The organism is Azospirillum sp. SYSU D00513 (assembly GCF_017356015.1).
Lineage (GTDB): Bacteria > Pseudomonadota > Alphaproteobacteria > Azospirillales > Azospirillaceae > Azospirillum.
In genome coordinates this window covers 14,234-31,456 of record NZ_JAFIQV010000061.1, presented here as the reverse complement: position 1 = coordinate 31,456, position 17,223 = coordinate 14,234, and the positions used below count along the sequence as shown (strand labels likewise).

The window sequence follows — 17,223 nt, the reverse complement described above, 5'->3', positions numbered from 1 at the left end:
ACTCCGGGTTGATCGGCCCTCCGAAGCCGGGCTACCCTTGGCCGCCTGAACAGGCGCAGTCGCCTGTCTCATTTCCGGGCCGCAGTACACGCCATCGGCCCCGCTTTTACTGATGACCTCGTGCAGGCTGCTACAAACCACTTGCGGCGGGTGATCGGTCCCGCAACAAAGATCTATCAGATTGGCACGACCCACCTCGGCTATCTTCTGCCTCCTATGGGCAATCAGGAGATGATGGTTGCCACAGTGCGCATACCGACGGAAATAGCAACCGTATCCGGTTTCCAGGGTACGCCTATGGTAATTCGAGCCGTAATTGGTGTAGCCCCGTTCCAACTTGGCGAAGTCACGCCGCAGCATGTCTTACGCATGGCCTACAGTGCTCTCCAGGACGCTCGCGACGCGGATACACGGGTTGGCGTCTACTCGGCGTCTCTCGACGAGGCTCACCGCCGCCGATTTCAGCTGCTGGCCGATTTTCCCCAAGCGTTGGCCGCAGACGACCAGTTGACGCTTGTCTTTCAGCCCCGTGTCGATGTCCGGACCGGCAGATGTGTCGGAGCGGAGGCACTGCTGCGCTGGCATCATCCTGTTCTCGGAGCAATCTCGCCTGGAGAATTCGTCCCGATCGTGGAGCAGACGGCTCTCGCGGATGACATGACGGAATGGGTGGCTCGCACAGCTCTGGCCCAGATAGTGGTATGGCGAGCGGAAGGTGTTGAGCTGGCTCTCTCCATCAATGTTTCAGCATCGAACCTTGAGCGACAGGACTTCACCGCACATTTGGTTGAGCTTGCAAAGCAGTACAAAGTTCCGCCGCGGCTCCTTGAGCTGGAGCTGACTGAGAGCGCAATCCTTCGCAACAGACACAGCGCGATTGAGCGCATGAACGAATTGAGAGCGGCAGGGTTTGTTTTCGCTATCGACGATTTCGGCACTGGTTACAGCAGTCTATCTTATTTGGAAAAGATACCTGCAAGTGTGGTGAAGATCGATCGGTCCTTCATACAAGAGTTAAGCAGTCAAAATCGCAGATCCACCCTTGTAAGCGCTATGATCGGGTTGATCCACCAGCTAGGTTACCGTGTCGTCGCCGAGGGCGTGGAAACCCAGCCAGCACTAGACATGCTCGCGGAGTTGAGCTGTGATGAAGTTCAGGGATATTTTATTGCTCGTCCGTTGGATGCCGCATCATTCAAGTGCTGGGTGAGTAGGGTCGAAAGCGGCATCGTCACATTAGGGTCAAAACCCAATCAGAGACTTGATTCGTCTGGAGAAACGTGATTCCAAAGCGCTATGGAGGCTTTTGAGGTTCCCATGCGCGAGATATTCTGGCTGGACGATCAGGCCTGGGAAGCCATCCGGCCGCACCTTCCGTCCAACCAGCCCGGCGCCCGCCGGGTGGACGACCGCCGGATCATCAGCGGCAGACTTTGGTGCGCAAATCGGCGTGACTGCGGAGTCCGCCGCAGAGCAGAGGTAATCAGGCGACCTTGCGAGTGACCGGCATGCCGAGGGTGGTCATGATGTTGATGACCTTGCATACGACGGCCGCCTCAACCTTTTGGGTGCGCAGAGTCCGGGCACGCAGGCTGCGCCCGATCAGCGTCTTGTAGCGGAGCATCGCCACCTCGACCAGGGAGCGGCGGCCGTATCCAACAGCCTTCTGCCAGCCGAGCCGACCACGCTCGGAGATCACCTGAAGGTGTCGGTCTCGCTGGGTCGGCGCGCTCTGGGCGGTGTCGCTCAGCACGGCCGTGGAGCGTGGTGGGATGATCACCTCCGCCCCTGGGGTGTGTCGGGCGACGGCCTGGTAGATGGGCTCGCCATCATAGGCGCCGTCGGCCAGGACCGTGCCAAGCGGCCGGTCGATCCCCTCCAGCAAGGGGACGACCAACGACGCATCGCCTTCCTCCGAGGTCGTCAGTTCCGAAGCGAGGATCTCGCCGGTGTCGGGATTGACGGCCAGGTGCAGTTTCCGCCAACTCCGACGTGGCTTTCCGCCATGCTTTTCCAGGCGCCACTCGCCGGCACCGAACACCTTCAGGCCGGTAGAGTCGATCACCACGTTCACCGGTCCGTCAACCTTCCTCAGCTCCGCAGCGATGGTCAGGTCGGCACTGCGCCGTGAAAAGGTCGTGTGGTCCGGGACCGGCAGGTCCAGGCCGAGCAGGCGCATGAGCGAACCCAGCAAGCCCTCGGTCTGCCGCCAGGGACGGCCAAAGGCGAGGCGCAGCATCAGTCCGGCCTCGATGGCGATCTTCGAGTAGCGCTGTGGCCGTCCGCGTCGGCCCGTGCTGGCGGGCGTCCACGCCGCGGTCGCCTCGGGCGTCACCCAGATCGTCAGGTCGCCGCGCCCACGCAGAGCCGCGTCGTAAGCCGACCAGTTCTCGACGCGGTACCGGGCCTTCGGGATCTTGTGACGTCGACTCTCGTTCGCCTTGTACGGCATGCGGCCCTCGGCTTCAGTGGGAGGCTTCAATAACCGCCAAGGCCCGTCCTCGCCAGTCCACGTCCGATTTATGCGCCAAGGTCCAACCGGATGGCCAGCCTCGGCATGCCGGTCTAACGCAAGCTCGCCCGAAAGCCCGGGAAAGGGGGGCAGTGTGCCCGCAGCCCGAGTTGCGCAACAAGGTCGCGACTTGGTGATCTGGTTCACGGCGGACGTAACTCTGTCCGCGTCGCCTAATCACCCGTGGGGTAGGGTGACCTCTTGCCGAACTCGCCTCGATGCAACACGCACGATGCCGTTCAGAGACTTGAAAATCCAAACCGCTTGCCGGATGCGCCGTTAAGAAAAAAGTTGTGAGATTTTTTGGTCCTGGAATGCCTCGGAGCTAAGCTGGCCGAAATCTGGCCCGCTTATCTTAGTCTTAAGGCACGTAAGCTAGCGATATTCGCTACCAAGTGCCAGTGCCAGAAGGCCGTCAAGGGAAGTCCCTTCTATGACCTCGATCCTGACCAACACCAACGCCACGACCGCTCTCCAGGTTCTGTCTTCCACCAACCGGAATCTGTCGGAAGTCCAGGCGCAGATCTCGACCGGCAAGAAGGTCGCGAACGCCAAGGACAACGCCTCGACCTGGGCCGTGTCCCAGATCATGTCGGCCGACGTCGCCGGCTTCAAGACCCTGAACGAGAACCTCGGCCTGGCCGAGAGCGCCGTGTCGGTTGCCCGCACTGCTGCCGAGTCGACTACCGATCTTCTGAAGCAGATGAAGGAGAAGATCGTCGGCGCCCAAGACGGAACCCAGGACCGCCAGAAGATCCAGGACGACATCACCGAGCTGAAGAACCAGATCAAGGCCGTCACCTCTGCCGCCCAGTTCAACGGCTTGAACTACATGGAAGGCGACAAAAACCAGAAGGTTCTGGCTTCGCTCGACCGTTCGTCGAACGGTGACGGTACCTACGACGTTGCTTCGAACTTCATCACCTTCCAGTCTCAGAACTTGGTCATTGGCGCCGCCGCTCCGACCACCGAGAAGGTGATTGACGCGGGCAACACGGCCAAGGCGGCCGTTGCTTCGACGGTCGATCTCGACATCCTGCTTGACCCGACAGTGGGCAACAACGGCCAGCTTACTCTGAAGGTCGGTAACGTTGATGCCGACTCGGACCTTGCTACCGCCGGCAATCAGACGATCAATCTGACGACCGCTGCAACGGGCTCTCTGGCGGATGCTGCTGCTGTTATCCAGACGGCGCTCAATGCTCAGTTCACTGGCATTACCGCCGCTGTGGTAGATGGAAAGATCCGCATCACCGATGCTAACGGCCGCGGCATCACTGGCGTGACCCATACTGGCGGCACTGGTCAGGCTACTCTGCGTGGCACCCAGACGGTGGCCGCTGGCAGCGTGGCAGTTTCTGCTACTGCCTCGCAGACGAGCTACACGATTGATGCCTTCAAGACCGGTTCGGGTACGAACTACGCGGCTGGCGACTTCTCCAAAATCACTCTGACGAAGGCTGATGGCACCACTGCCTCTGTCGACGTCAGCGCTTCCGCCACTATGGGGGCCGTCGCCACCGATCTGGCTGCAGGCCTTGGAGCTGGCTATACGGCGGCTTGGGACGCGAACAAGGGTGAGCTGACCGTCAAGGACGCTCAGGGCCGCGGTGTGGATCTCTCGTTTGAGGGCAACAAGGCCGGCAAGCTTGCCGATCTTGCCACCCTGAGCATCCTGACCGACACTGCCGCGGCAGACGCTCTGAAGAACATCGAGACGATGATCCAGTCCTCGATCGACTCGGCTGCGAAGCTCGGTTCCGTGGAGAAGCGTCTGGGCATCCAGACCGAGTTCCTCTCCAAGCTGTCGGACTCGCTGACTGCCGGCATCGGCACTCTCGTGGACGCCGACATCACGGCCGCCTCGGCTCGCCTCCAGGCTCTGCAGGTTCAGCAGCAGCTCGGCACACAGGCCCTGTCGATCGCGAACCAGGGTCCGCAGCAGTTGATGAGCCTGTTCCGGTAATCGGCTTATCGGTAGGTACAAGGAAGGGCTGGCCTGGCGACAGGCCAGCCTTTTCCTTTTTCCCCACTCATGGAACACATCGCGTAACCAACGATTAACCAAGACAAACCCCTTCTGATCGGGAAAGATTAAAGCGGCAGGTCCGTTCTTAGGAAAGTAGCGCCCGATGCTCATCTCGAATCTTCCAAACATCCTCGATCGGGCTGTTCCCAACAACGCCGTGCTCTCTCTGCCCAGCTCGGGGCTGGCGTTGGTTCTTCCTTTGCCGGACATGCTGTCCGGTCCCCTGAAGGGCAGGGTCGCGCTGGGTTCCGGCGGCAATTATCATTTCCAATCCGGGGCTATGCAGATTGTGCTTCCTGGCATTAGCGCGGACGCCGCGGGGATGCTGCGCAGGAGCGAAATGCATATCGGGGGAAAGGCACCCGACGGCGAGACCCGGGTGCTCTTAGTGCCTTACGGAGAACCGGATGAACCTGCGCCGTTCGCAGACGGCCGGGGTGCCGGACCGCATCGCGGCATCCCCGACCCGCGGAAATCCAATTTGGGGATGCCAGGCACCTCGGCCTTTCCCCACGTGGCAGACGATGCCGCCCCGAACTTGGCACCGACCGACAGGTCGGCGAACCGTATGCTACCGGCCCTTTCGGGTGTCCTGCCGCCGACCGGCCCCGTCATGTCCAGCGCACCAGCCACGCTCTTCCGACCCGCCGGAGACATGGAGACACAGTCGCACTCGCTGCCGGAGCCGGAGCCGGAGTTTGCATCGCGCCAAGCGCCTGACATTCTTCATCATCCGGAGCAATCACCACTCGGCCGGGACGAGCTTTTGCGAATCGCTCGGTCGATACTGGACATGGCTGGTCTTTCGGAACTGAAGGAGGAGCCTCCCGGCACTCCCGTTTCAGCGGGCGAGGATCCAGCGGGCGAGAAGCGCCCCGTGGCGCAGGAGCAGCCCTTCACCTATCCGCGCGGCTGGGCAGTGGCTTGTGAGGTGTTCGGGCCGGGACCATGCCGCCGTGCCGCCGTCGCTTTTGAAGACGATCTGTACGAACGGCGCAAGAGGGGAGCGGGCGAGGACATGGACGTGCCAGTCCGTTTCCTTATCGACCTGCGCTTTCCGCGCCTCGGCGACCTCCGCCTGAGCGCCGCAGCAACCGGCCGCAGGCTCAATGTTTCGGTCTCGGGTGTTCCCGAAGCGTTGCGTCCTGGCCTTCTCGCCACCTGGACGCTGGCGCTGGATGGCTTGGACATCCACGGCGGCTTGGCCTTCGTGGATAATGAACCGCCTCCCATGACTGCTGGCAGGTCCGGCTACGACGATCCCGATCTCGGGGGACTGGATGGGGAACTGGCATGAGGAAGCCACCGGGCACTGCCGTCGCCCTTGGTTACGACGGGGACAACTATCTCATCCCCACAGTCCTCGCGGTAGGGGAGGGTGATCTCGCGATCAGGCTTGCGGAGATTGCGGCGGAGCATGGCGTTCCGATCCGCAGCGATCCGGCCCTCGCCGCCGTGCTGGCCCGTCTGCCGATGGGGACGGCGATCCCGCGCGAGACCTGGGCCGCAGTAGCCCGCATCATCGCCTATCTGCACGAGGTGGAGTCGACTCTGACGGAGGAGGAGATGGCGCGCGCCACGAAATGAAACGAGGGCCAAGCGCGCTCACCTCCTCCGCCGACAGGAAGGTCGGCGCGACCGTGTCGAAGACGCCGCGCGCCTTCAGCATCTCGACAAGGGTCGGATCCGCTGCGTCGAGCGCCTCGAAATAGCGGCGCTCCAGGTCGTATTCCAGGCGGGCCGCCGACTCGTGATCAGCGTTCTGGCCGGTCCAGCGAACGCCATGAAACATGAAAACCGCTGACTGCCCCGCAATCCGGTCCTGTCCCGTTGCGAAGACGACGGTGCAGGCGGACTGGCATGTCGCATCGTTCGGAACGAAGGTCCGGACAAAGGCTAACTGTTCAGCCCACCGCAAGGACGTGGCCATCCGCAGGGCAGCCTCCAGATTGCCGCCCACGCTGTTCAGGCTTACGATCACCGGGCCGTCCGCGAGGACGGCGGAAACCGCCAGCTTTGCCGCGAAGACCGGCAGGCTGGCTGCCGTGATCGAACCGCCCAGGAACACCCCGCCCTTTGTGAAGCTGATCCGCGTCTGCACTGGGTTGCCATTCGGTCCCTCGGAGGTGAACTCGGAAACGGCGCAGAGCCCCCCCAAAGCGATAAGGCCGGAGAGGAGCAGCCCGAGGAGCAGCGCCGCCGCCCAGCGTGCCGTTTTCATCACGTTCTCCCCTTCCCGGTCCGAGCTCCACGCATCCGGCCCTCACTCGGTCTGAACGGGGAGGGCGATCTCGTTCAGCCAGGCGGCCAGCCGGGCGCCGAGATCCGTACAGCGGTAAAAGGGGCGGTCCGTGTTGTTATCGACCGGTTCGATCCAACCATACTTGCGCATGCACTGAATGTGATTCCCCATGGTCTGGCTGCCGCTGCCCAGACGTCCTTGGAGCAGAATGGACAGTGCACGCGTCTGCATGGCTCCCCTGGCCTTCAGGATGCGCAAGGCCTCCATCATGGCCGGAGCGCCCGCATCCCTCTGCGTCATCATCGCCGCTTGCGGCGACGGCAGGTCGCGCACTGGGTGGCGCCGCCCTTCCTCGGTCAGTCGGCAAGCGGTCACGCGCGGAAAATCGGCCAGTTCGACGAGGCCCCTGTTCCCGAGTTCTAGCAGGATCTTGCGCAGCACGAACGGGTTGACGCCCGTGGCTTCGGCGATCTTACCGTGATCGGTAACCAGATGGTCTGGAATGGTTTTTAGCACCAGCAGCTCGTTCTTACGCAACAGAGTCGCCTGGGCTGGCAGGGCTTTCAAGGTCCAGCATTTGCCTTCCCGCCGTAGGTAGCCCTTGTCCTGGAGCCGGCCTAGCATCCATTCTACACGGCCCAGCGGCAGGCTGGTGCGCTCCGCGAGTTCGGCGGCCGTCAGCGGTGCGTGCAAGTGGAACAGCAGGTCGGCCTGACGTGGAAGACGATGATAGGGCAGGGGAACCTGGACATCCTCCGACGCATCGGTGCTGCACCAAACGCCGTTGCGCAGCTTGCGGACATGGCCACGTTCTGCCAGCTTTTGCAGGAGGCCGGAAAGGCCGAAAACGATGCCGGTTTCAGCCTCGATGCGGGCGTTTCTCCAGGCCGCTCCGTCAGACAGGCAGGCGACGATCTTTCGTTCTTTTTCCGAAAGACCTGTCGGCGGTGGCGGAACTGCCACGTCCGATGCCGCAAACGGACGTGCGTCCGGTGGAAGACCGGCATCTGCGGCGATGTCCAGTGCGCGCTCTTGCTCTCGGAGGGTCATTTGATAGGATTCGGAAAAATTGTACCCCTCTGGATTGTCCGTAAGAGGTATCTTCCAGAGACATAGCCCGCAAACATTGCAGCGCCATACGGATTGGGAGAGTTTTTGCCTCTGATCCATTGGATTACAAAGAAAAACCCCGGAGGCGCTCGATCTCCGGGGTTGACGAACACTCGGCTCACGCACGCCGTGGCGGCGCGGCGGGATCAAGTTGGTCAGATGTAGTTGATGATGGACAGCTTCGCGAGGCGGGCCGTCAGAGTGTAGGTAATCTCCATCTGGCTCTGCAGGTTGGCAAGCCGGCTCGCCGCCTCATACCCGTCGACGCCCTCAATACCCACGATCGCAGAGTTCAGGATGCGCGCCGTGTTCTCGTGGTTTTTCAACGTGTCCGCAACGGACTGCTCGCGGTAGCCTACATCGGCCGACAGACCGATAACGCCGTTGACCGCCTGCTCCGTGTCCTTCAGGACCTTGCCCATGAGTGTGTTGAAAACTTCCGGTGGTGCCTTGTCGCTCGAAACTGCGGCGCTGATATAGAGCCCCTTGAGCAGGCTCTTGAACGCGTCGTCGTTGGCCCGCACGTCCAGGCTGATTTCGTTGTTCCGGTCGATGAAGGTGGTGACTCTCTTTCCGTCGGCAGGCAGCGCTCCCTTGTAGAGCAGCGCATCGAAGTTGCCGCCGGAGAATGCCGCGTCGACTTCGTTTATGAAGGCCTGCATGCCTTCTGAGGTCGTGATATCATGGGTGTTCATAATTTCGGTGACGGCATCGAGTGGTGAGACACCGTTCTCGTTTTCCTCGTCCGGCCGCCGGATGGGAGGCGTGCCGGTGGCAGGGCCGGAGAAGATGTAGCGGCCGCCGAGTGCGGTGTTCAGGAACTGAGTCGCTTGGTCGAGATAGGCTCGCGCCCCGCTCGCGATGTAGGCGCTGCCGAGCCCGTCCGAGCCGCCCTGCACTTTGATCACCTGGGTGCGGAACTCTTCCGATATCTCTTTGAGGTTCTGCATCGACGCCTGCATGGACGTCAGCCGCGCCTCGGCGCCGCCCGCGGCCTCCTTGTAGTAATTCACATCGTCGAGGCTGGCGCGGTAAGACATGGATTTCTGCGCGGCCGAACCTAGGCTGAAATAATCCGACACCGTCAGGGTGGCGGACTCTGCGGCCAACTTGTTGAGTTCCGCCCGAGTCTCCTTGACGAAGCTCTGCATCAGCCGGTGCTGATTGAAAGTCGAAATCACGTTCATCGTGGCATCCTCTGCGCAGCGTTCCGTCAGACCCTTTGGAGAAGCTCATCGAACATCTTGGATGCTGTCTCGAAGACCTGCGCCGAAGCCGCGTAGGTCCGCTCGAATAGCATGACGTCTTGCATTTCCTGATCCATATCGACGCCTTGGCGCGCGGCGACGCGGGAGTCTAGGGCGCTGACCAGCGTTTGTTGATACTTACCCTTGTCCTCTGCAGCCACCCGTAGCGATCCCTGGAAGGAGATAAAGTCTGTCGCCCAATTCTGGATGCTATCCTGCGTGTTCAGGAAGGTAGCCGGGCTGAAGGTCTGCACGTTGTCGAACACAGCGGCGTAGGCGCGAACCTGCGTGGCGTCGCCCGGAAGGCCGCGCACCGTGGCGTTGGCGCCATCACGCATGCGCCAGGCCTCGCCGCCCGCAGACGGATCCACAAGAGGATTGAGGGTGAGCCGCCCGGCCAGCCCGACGATGCTGACCGCGTTCGAACGGTCATGGGGCGAACTGCCGTCGAGGAACAGGCTGCCCTGCGTGCCGCTGTTCGTAATGGTAGCGTCCGCACCCTGGAAGGCGGCGGTCATGACGCTGGCCAGATCGTCGAGCTGACGCTGGGCCTGCGGCATCGCCTGGTCGCGCAAGACGAAGAGGGCCTGCAGACTTCCGCTGCGTGGAGCCTGCGGTGCCTTGGTAATGGCCGTCGGCGTGATGTTGATCCCGTCGACAGACAGGCCGGACAGCTGTCCACCGCTCAGCGACGACTTCGCCTCCATCGCCGGCGCGACCGTGAAGTTCAATTCATGAACCTCATCGTTGACGAGCGTCACGCCGGTGTCGGTGAGAACCGTCACCCGGTCGTCTTCGCGCGCGATCGTGCGGACCGGGATGTAGTCCATCAGCTTGGCAATCTCGCGCTCGCGTTGGTCGACGAGATCGGTGCGGTCGGCCCCGGCTGGAAGCTCCGAGATCCGCTGGTTCAAAGTGTTGATGGAATGGAGCATTCCATTAACCTCGCCCACGGCGGTGCCGATTCCGCGGTCCGCCTGCTGACGCTGGTGCTGAACAGTCTCGGTCAGGCTGCTCATCATCCGCACGACGTCCCTGGCGCGGCCCGCCGCCTCGCTCTGGACCGTGGCGTTCTCCGGCTGGTCGCCAAGCCGTTTTAGCGACTGGGAGAAGTTGGAGATCACGGTCGCTAGGTCGTTGCCCTTGGTCGGGTCACCGAGCGCATCGACCAGAGCGGTTCTCGCCGCGATCTCCACGTTCAGGCCGGCCAACGTCGAGTTCTGCTTGCCCAGTTCGCGGGAGAGGTTGATGTCTTCCGCCCGGACGATGCCCTCGAACTTCAGGCCGAGGGGACCCGTCGAGTAGTCGGCCTGCTTGCGGGCGTAGCCTTCCTGGTTCGCTCCCGTGACGTTCCGCGCCGAAACCTCCAACTTCTTAGACGCGTACTGCATCCCCTGAAGGGCGGTGTAGATGCTGTTGAACATGCTGGATCAGGCCTTTCTAGGAGGCGGGCGCGGAGCGTTTTAGCGCTTCAGGTTTTCGATTACGTCGTACATCTCGTCGGCGGTCTGAACGACCTTACCGTTCGAAGAATAGGCACGCTGCGTCACAATGAGGTCTGTCATTTCCTCGGCGATATCGACGTTCGACTGTTCGAGAGCATTGCTCTGAAGCGTTCCGACTGTGCCCTCGCCAGCGAAGCGCGGAATCAGGATGCCGGAGTCCTGCGTGACCATGTAGGCGTCGCTGCCGGCGGGGGAGAGGCCGTTCGGGTTGGCGACGTCACCCATGGCAAGCCGGTACTGTGGCGTCCGCGTACCGTTCTTGTAAACCGAGTAGAGTACCCCATCCTGTCCAACTTCCACGTCAGCGAAGTCCGACACTGGAACGCCATTCGAAGAATATTCGGGGACATAGTCGTAGTCGAACTGAGTCACGCTGAGCTTGATATCCAGCGTCTGGCCCCCGACGGTCAGACTCAAGCCAGGGACGTTGCCGGTCGGATGGGCGACCGGGAATCCCGCTGTTGCTCCGGTAGCGCTGAATACATAGCTCTGATCCACGAAATCCGTACCGGGGATGCTCAGCGACCATGTGTTTTCGGCAGTGCGGGTCCACTTGAATGCCAGATCTTGCGGCGTACCCAGGCTGTCAGTGTAGGTCGCGTAAGTTGTGTAAGTTGTGTCCGCGTTTGCGAGAGCGGGCAGGTTGGTGGTGAAGGACACGCTCGTGCTTGGGGTCGGAATGGAGGGGTTCCGATTAATTTGGATCGATTGCGGTGTGGTGGCGGACACCGTTCCATCGTTGGCGAGCTTGTATCCTTGCACGTAGTAGTCCCGGACCTTCAGGTTTCCCGCGCTGTCCAGTTTCATCTGCCCCAGGCGCGTCAGCAGAGGCGGCTCGCGGTCCTGCGCGCTGGGAAGCCCACCTTTCACGATGAAGAAGCCCTCGCCCATGATGGCGATGTCGGTCGGCGAGGTCGAGCTGATGATCGTGCCGGCGTTGTCGATCTCCCGCGCCACGCGGCCGCTGACACCACCGGCGCTGTAGCTGCGGTTCCCGGCGCTGGTCACCAGGGAGGCAAACTCCATGGAAGAGGCCTTGTAGCCAAGCGTCTGGCTGTTGGTGATGTTGTCACCAATGGCGGCAAGGTTGCTGCTCTGGGCCCGCATGCCGGACACGCCGGCCATAAGTGCGCTCTGGAGGGACATGGCGAGTGGCTCCTGGTGAAATCATCAAGATAAATAGGAGGCAATCCTTAGCCCCGGCTTGCAGAATCGTGGCCCGGCCCGTGCCGGTTCAGATCTATTGCCGGGTCGCGGATTGGGCGGCCTTGGTGGACATCAGCAGGATGCTGATCCGACGGTTGCTCGGAGCCTTCGGGTCCGTCGGCACGAGGGGCTGCCGGTCGGCGAGCCCTAGTACGCGCAAGATCCGTTCCTCCGGGATGCGGCTGCTCACCAGGATGCGACGAGCTGCGTTTGCACGGTCAGCCGAAAGTTCCCAGTTGCTGTAGCTGCCACGGTTTAGGGTCAGTCCGTCGGTGTGCCCGGAAACCGAGATGCGGTTGGGAACGTTGGCAACCACGCCGGCCACCAGCCGCAGCAGCTCATCCGCCTGAGGCACAAGCTGAGGGCTGCCGAGGGCGAACATGGGGGTGCGCTCCTGGTCGACGATGTGGATACGAAGGCCCTCGGGCGTCCGCTCCAAGAGCATGTGCTTTGCCATCTCCGGACGGTTGAGAAGCGCCTCTCGGAGGTGGTTCTCCGTCTCCGCGAATTCTCGGTTCTCCCGCTCCTCGGCTGCCTTCTCTATCGCGTCCTCGCGGGCGTCGCGGGCTTGCTCGTCCGGCCCGGCGGTCTTGCCGGGCGCTGGCGGCAGGACGGAGATGGCGACTGGTGTGGAGTGGTTCTGGGCCGTGGCACTGTTGGTCTCGTCGATGACCCTGCCCTCGAGCAATCCGTTCGAACCTGCGGAGCTGGAGGTGTTGAAGACCGTAAAGAACTCCGCGATGCCCTCTTTCTGCTCCTTCGAAGTCGAACTCAAGAGCCACATCAGTAGGAAGAAAGCCATCATCGCGGTTACGAAGTCCGCATAGGCGATCTTCCATGCCCCGCCATGGGCCTCGTCCGCCTTTTTCCTGCGGCGTTTAACGACGATCACGTTGGAAGTGTCACTCATGACGGGTTCCCGGCGCTTCTATGACACGGCTGCCACACCGGGGCCGGTCTGTCTTGTGAATGAGAAAACTTTGCTAAGAGGGCGGAGCGAGTGCCGGGTCAGGCGGCTGCTGCCATGTTGCCGCGGATCATCGCACCCACTTTCTCGCACGCCTCCTCGACTTCTTTGAAGGCGGGGCGCACGTCGTGGGGGATCATCTTGCGGCCGAACTCGACGCAGACAGCCGCGTCGGAGCCGCCGAGGAAAGCGACCATCGCCGCCCGGACGACCATGTAGTAGACGTTGTCCTTCTCGTCCAAGGACTTGATCTTGTCGGCCAGCGGGCCGACGATGCCGTAGGCCAAAAGGACACCCAGGAAGGTGCCAACCAGCGCGCTGCCGATCATCTTGCCCAGCACCGGCGGCGGCTGGTCGATCGAGGCCATGGTCTTGATGACGCCCAGGACAGCGGCGACGATGCCGAGCGCCGGAAGACCATCGGCCACTTTCTGAAGGGCGTGGCTGCCGTGCGAGGCGTCGATGGCGATGCCATCGATCTCCTGCTCCATGAGCGCGTCGAGTTCATGCGGGTTGCGCATGCGCATGGCAAAAAGGCGCAGATAGTCGCAGACGAATTCGCGCGCGTGGTGGTTGGCATGGAAGCGGGGAAACTGCTTAAAGAGCGCGCTGTTCTCCGGATCCTCGATGTCGCGTTCGATGGGCGCGACGTTGGCCCGCGGCGCCTTGCTGAATACGACATAGAGCATACTGAGCAGCTCGACGTAGTCGTCCTTCTTGTAGCGCGGCTTGCCGAAGGCACGCTTCAGCTTCCGGAGGGACAGCTTGACGGTGTGGCCGGTGTTGGACACCACGAAGGCGCCTACCGCGGCGCCTCCTATGATGAGGAACTCCAGCGGCAACGCCTTCAAGATGATGGCGTAATGCCCGCCGGCGATCGCGTAACCGCCGAAGACGCAGCCCAGAACGATGACGAACCCAAGTAACACCTGCATGGGGTTTTCCTCTTAGGCTGCGGTCCCCGCCTCTGGGGCGGTGGCTGGAACAGTGGTCGGGGAGGCGGCCGTGGCCGGGGCTACAGCGCCGGCGGGCGACTGGATGGAAAGGATGTCGGAGGCCGCAACTCGCTTGCCCCCGACGATCAGCCAGGGTTTGCCGGCCTCGAACTCGACCGCCTCGACCCGGCCGGACACTTTCGTTGGCACGGCCGCGTCCGTGGTGTCCAGCGCGCCGTCGGGGCGCACCGCGGCGGTAACCTTAAGGCTGTAATTCCCGGCCGACACTATCTGGCCAGCATCGGTCCGACCATCCCAGACGGATTTCTGTGTGCCGGCGCTGGTCGACCCCGAAAGGGTGCGGACGATGCTTCCGGCCTCGTTCAGGACCTGCACCGTCACCTTGCGGCTGTCCTGCGGAACCTCGTAGGAGAAGGCGGGTAGCGTGACGCCGTCGAAGGCGATGCCGCTCCCCTCGACCGTGACCTGCCGGCCGATGTAGGATTGGGCAAGGTTGGCCGCCTGACCCTGCACCGTGTCGTAGAGGCTGTCGAGCTTGGTGCTGAGCTTGGTGAGTTGTTCCACCTGCGCGAACTGACTCAACTGGCTCATGGACTCCTGCACGTCCATCGGCGCGGTCGGATCCTGGTTCTTCAACTGCGTCAGAAAAAGGCGCAGGAAGTCGTCCATGTCGGAGAGCGTCGATTTCTGGGCGGTGGTCCCGACGGCGGCCTCCGCCGTGGAAGTGGAGGCCATCGTCGTGGTGACGGCCCCGGCAATGGACGGTAGGGTCGTGGTCATCAAGGCCTCACACGATCATTTCAAGGCCGCTGCGCGCGGGACGGGTAAGGGGGGCGATCAACTCCTGATCGTCGTCGCCGTAAGCCGGATGCTTCTGCTCGCGATTGCTGTCGCGCCCATCGCGTCCGCCATCAGAGCCGCGCGGATCCTGGCGCAGAGAGAACTCCATGCCGCCTTCCATTTTCAGCCCGGCGCGGGTCAACGACTGTTCGAGTGACTGGGCGTCGCGCCGAAGCATGTCGAGGGCTTCAGGGCGTTCGGCGACCAGAACAACGCGGGTGACCTCGCCCCGGGTTTCGAGGGTAAGTTCCACCGTTCCGAGGCGCGGCGGATCAAGGCGGATGATGGTCTTTTCCTCGCCGTCCCGCGACGAGCGTGCGACATGGAGCCCGAGGTTGTCATAAGACCCCTCGCGCACGACGATGTGAACTGGAGGCTGGGGCGGCAGCCGCACATCCCGCGGCGCCTCCGCCTGGCGGGGCCCGTCGGGCGCGCCGGCGGTCGGGGGCAGCTGGATTGCGAGAGTGTCCATGCTGCCCGCTTCCGAAACCGCCAGCTCCCGATGCGGCCCGTCCGCCCTCGCTTCGAGCGGCGAGGCCGGCATGTCCGTCTGGACGCCGGTGCTGGCATCTCGGGCGGGTTCGGAGTGAATGGCCGTGAAGGGCGTGTCGCCGTTCCCGGCCACCATCGCTTGCGCCGCCGGCGATGAGCCAGCCGGGACGGTGGACTTTTCCGGAACAGCCGGTCTGTCCGCAAGGAGCTGGATGGCCGAAGCGGTTTGCTCGGTCGAAGCCGGCGCGATCGGCGGGCCATCGATGGCACCGACCGAGGTTTCCGGCGACACCGTCTGGGCGTGCGTAGTCTGGCTGGCGGTGACGCCATCGGGAAAGGCGACGGGAGCCGTGCCAGAACTTCCCGTGTCCGATGGCATGATCAAGGGAAGCCCGAGATCCTGCGTCCCTTGCTGTCCGGGAACAGCTATGCCGTCCGGGACTGTCTCTAGGATCGGCAACGCCTCCGCGTTTGCCTGGGGCGCATTCGCTGGCGGCATCTGCAGGCTGAAAAGAAGAGAGGCGAGGTCGCCGGCACCGTGTCCGGGCGGGATGTTGGCCCCCGCCTCCGGAGCTTCCAGATCGGCATCGGCGGTGTCTTCCGAAACCGCATTGGCGGCCGCTTCGTCAGGTCTGCCGGACTCGGAAGCCTTCTCGACCGGAGCGCTGTCCGTCCTGCGACTTTCCGCCTTGTTCGGAAGGTGGGCGGCTTTCTGTGGTTCCGAGCGGCGGACCCTGTCGAGCGATTGGGCAAACCCCGCAGCATCCTGCGGAGCGGCAGCTTTGGGCGTGTCCGGCGCTGTGGCGCGCACCGCCAGGATTGCAGTGATATCGAGCATGATGTCTCTGTACGGCGTCGGCAGGGCCGGAAAAGGGCCTACCACTTTTTATAGGGATCGGATCTTAAGGACGGATTGCCGAACCGGCCCTTTCCGGCACGTCAGCTGTAACCGCTTGTCAGAGTCCCAGAAATCAGGCCGAATCCGCCCATCAGCACGAAAAAAATTAGCTTCAGCGGGAGGGAGATCATGGCCGGTGACAGCATCATCATACCCATCGCCATCAGCGCCGACGACACGGCAAGGTCGATCACGATGAAGGGCAGGTAGAAGGCAAAGGCCAGCATGAAGGCTTTGTGGATCTCGGAAACCATGAAGGCCGGTATGAGGGTCGTAAGCGCGATTTCCTCGGACGGCTTGGCGCTCGCTTTCCCGGACGCCGTAGCCGGGTCGTAGGACACGGACCGCGGCGCCGCGCCGGGGCTGGCGTCCGCGGCGCCGCCGGGAGCCTTGCGCTTTTCGGAAATGTCGAGCAGCAGCTGCACGTCCTGCTCGCGGACGTTGGCGGTCATGAAATCCCGGAAGGGATCGACCGAACGCTCGAACGCCTGCTCCTCCGTGATCTGGCCGTCCATATAGGGGCGCACCCCGTCGTTCCAGGCCACCTCCAAGGTGGGCTGCATCACGAACAGGGTCAGGAACAGGGCAAGCCCGGAGATCACCATGTTCGGCGGCGACGCCTGCAGCCCGAGCGCCGAGCGCATGACCGACAGGACGATCACGATCTTGGTGAAGCTCGTGACCATCATCAATAGCCCGGGTGCGACCGACAGCAACGTGATGATCAGGAAGAGCTGAATGACGGCGGGCGTGAGCGCCCCCTGCCCCGTGGTCAGGGAGAGCGAAACCGAGTCTGTCGCCGCTAGCGCCGGTCCGGCCCAGGAGTTGGCCAGGAGTGCGGCGAGCATGGCCGGAACCGCAGGAAGTGCCCGGGCGAGGGCGCGCGTGACGAACGACATCAGGGAACCTTGCTTGCTGCTCAATAAGTGGCCGGGCCGGCATCCAGGCCGGTGTCCGACCCGCTGGCCGGGCGGTCGCACCAAGCGCGGAGCTTGTTGCGAATGGTCCGCGGCGTCAGACCGAGGATTCGCGCCGCCGCCGTGCGGTTTCCGTCGCACGCGGCCAACGTCTTCAGGATTAGCGCGCGTTCAACTGACGCCATGTCCCGTCCGACCAGCGGGGCGATAGCAATATCGTCGTCGTTGAGTGCCGCCTGGAGGGCTGCCTCATCGTTCTGGGAGACCATCATGCCCTCTGTGCATTCGGGGAAGCTCCGCTG

General features: G+C 62.8%; 16 protein-coding genes. 4 read left to right on the top strand and 12 right to left on the bottom strand.

The window, feature by feature from the left end:
* The first annotated feature begins 150 nt into the window (after nucleotides 1-150).
* The gene (locus tag JUB11_RS29295; RefSeq protein WP_348771533.1) at nucleotides 151-1,284 is read left to right on the top strand and encodes an EAL domain-containing protein; all 1,134 of its coding nucleotides are present in this window, start codon (nucleotides 151-153) and stop codon (nucleotides 1,282-1,284) included.
* 199 nt (nucleotides 1,285-1,483) lie between these two features.
* Here JUB11_RS29295 and JUB11_RS29290 read toward each other — a convergent pair whose 3' ends face one another.
* A complete protein-coding gene (locus tag JUB11_RS29290; RefSeq protein ID WP_207462341.1) occupies nucleotides 1,484-2,452 on the bottom strand; it encodes an IS5 family transposase in 969 nt (322 codons plus the stop codon).
* Nucleotides 2,453-2,945: 493 nt separating this feature from the next.
* On the opposite strand from JUB11_RS29290, the gene JUB11_RS29285 reads away from it, so the two are divergent.
* From JUB11_RS29285 to JUB11_RS29275, 3 genes are all read left to right on the top strand, one after another.
* Entirely contained in the window at nucleotides 2,946-4,478 is a 1,533-nt protein-coding gene (locus JUB11_RS29285; RefSeq protein WP_207462340.1) for a flagellin, read from the top strand.
* A 166-nt stretch (nucleotides 4,479-4,644) separates the two neighbouring features.
* Entirely contained in the window at nucleotides 4,645-5,838 is a 1,194-nt protein-coding gene (locus JUB11_RS29280) for a hypothetical protein (RefSeq protein ID WP_207462339.1), read from the top strand.
* The gene (locus JUB11_RS29275; RefSeq protein ID WP_207462338.1) at nucleotides 5,835-6,128 is read left to right on the top strand and encodes an EscU/YscU/HrcU family type III secretion system export apparatus switch protein; all 294 of its coding nucleotides are present in this window, start codon (nucleotides 5,835-5,837) and stop codon (nucleotides 6,126-6,128) included. The genes JUB11_RS29280 and JUB11_RS29275 overlap by 4 nt, the downstream gene beginning before the upstream one ends.
* Here the strand turns inward: JUB11_RS29275 and JUB11_RS29270 are convergent.
* The 11 genes from JUB11_RS29270 to JUB11_RS29220 all read right to left on the bottom strand — a co-directional run bounded on the left by JUB11_RS29270 (nucleotide 6,061) and on the right by JUB11_RS29220 (nucleotide 17,193).
* The gene (locus JUB11_RS29270; RefSeq protein ID WP_207462337.1) at nucleotides 6,061-6,762 is read right to left on the bottom strand and encodes a hypothetical protein; all 702 of its coding nucleotides are present in this window, start codon (nucleotides 6,760-6,762) and stop codon (nucleotides 6,061-6,063) included. The genes JUB11_RS29275 and JUB11_RS29270 overlap by 68 nt on opposite strands.
* Nucleotides 6,763-6,804: 42 nt before the next feature.
* Entirely contained in the window at nucleotides 6,805-7,833 is a 1,029-nt protein-coding gene (locus JUB11_RS29265) for a winged helix-turn-helix transcriptional regulator (RefSeq protein WP_207462336.1), read from the bottom strand.
* Nucleotides 7,834-8,048: 215 nt separating this feature from the next.
* Nucleotides 8,049-9,080 carry a flagellin gene (locus tag JUB11_RS29260; protein WP_207462335.1) on the bottom strand — a complete coding sequence of 344 codons (1,032 nt, stop codon included), beginning with the start codon at nucleotides 9,078-9,080 and terminating at the stop codon, nucleotides 8,049-8,051.
* 26 nt (nucleotides 9,081-9,106) lie between these two features.
* Nucleotides 9,107-10,564, bottom strand: coding sequence for a flagellar hook-associated protein FlgK (gene flgK / locus JUB11_RS29255; RefSeq protein WP_207462334.1), 1,458 nt, complete (start codon nucleotides 10,562-10,564; stop codon nucleotides 9,107-9,109).
* 39 nt (nucleotides 10,565-10,603) lie between these two features.
* Nucleotides 10,604-11,791, bottom strand: coding sequence for a flagellar hook protein FlgE (locus JUB11_RS29250; RefSeq protein WP_207462333.1), 1,188 nt, complete (start codon nucleotides 11,789-11,791; stop codon nucleotides 10,604-10,606).
* Between the two features lie 94 nt (nucleotides 11,792-11,885).
* Nucleotides 11,886-12,761, bottom strand: coding sequence for a flagellar motor protein MotB (gene motB / locus JUB11_RS29245; RefSeq protein WP_207462332.1), 876 nt, complete (start codon nucleotides 12,759-12,761; stop codon nucleotides 11,886-11,888).
* A 98-nt stretch (nucleotides 12,762-12,859) separates the two neighbouring features.
* Nucleotides 12,860-13,753 carry a flagellar motor stator protein MotA gene (gene motA, locus JUB11_RS29240; RefSeq protein ID WP_207462331.1) on the bottom strand — a complete coding sequence of 298 codons (894 nt, stop codon included), beginning with the start codon at nucleotides 13,751-13,753 and terminating at the stop codon, nucleotides 12,860-12,862.
* 12 nt (nucleotides 13,754-13,765) lie between these two features.
* Nucleotides 13,766-14,554: a flagellar hook capping FlgD N-terminal domain-containing protein gene (locus JUB11_RS29235; protein WP_207462330.1), complete on the bottom strand. Its 789-nt coding sequence runs from the start codon at nucleotides 14,552-14,554 to the stop codon at nucleotides 13,766-13,768.
* Nucleotides 14,555-14,561: 7 nt separating this feature from the next.
* Nucleotides 14,562-15,944 (bottom strand): flagellar hook-length control protein FliK, encoded by a 1,383-nt coding sequence (locus JUB11_RS29230; RefSeq protein WP_207462329.1) that lies wholly within the window; start codon nucleotides 15,942-15,944, stop codon nucleotides 14,562-14,564.
* A 101-nt stretch (nucleotides 15,945-16,045) separates the two neighbouring features.
* A complete protein-coding gene (locus tag JUB11_RS29225; protein ID WP_348771532.1) occupies nucleotides 16,046-16,984 on the bottom strand; it encodes a flagellar type III secretion system pore protein FliP in 939 nt (312 codons plus the stop codon).
* Nucleotides 16,924-17,193: a helix-turn-helix domain-containing protein gene (locus JUB11_RS29220; protein WP_207462328.1), complete on the bottom strand. Its 270-nt coding sequence runs from the start codon at nucleotides 17,191-17,193 to the stop codon at nucleotides 16,924-16,926. The genes JUB11_RS29225 and JUB11_RS29220 overlap by 61 nt, the downstream gene beginning before the upstream one ends.
* Between the last annotated feature and the right edge of the window lie 30 nt (nucleotides 17,194-17,223).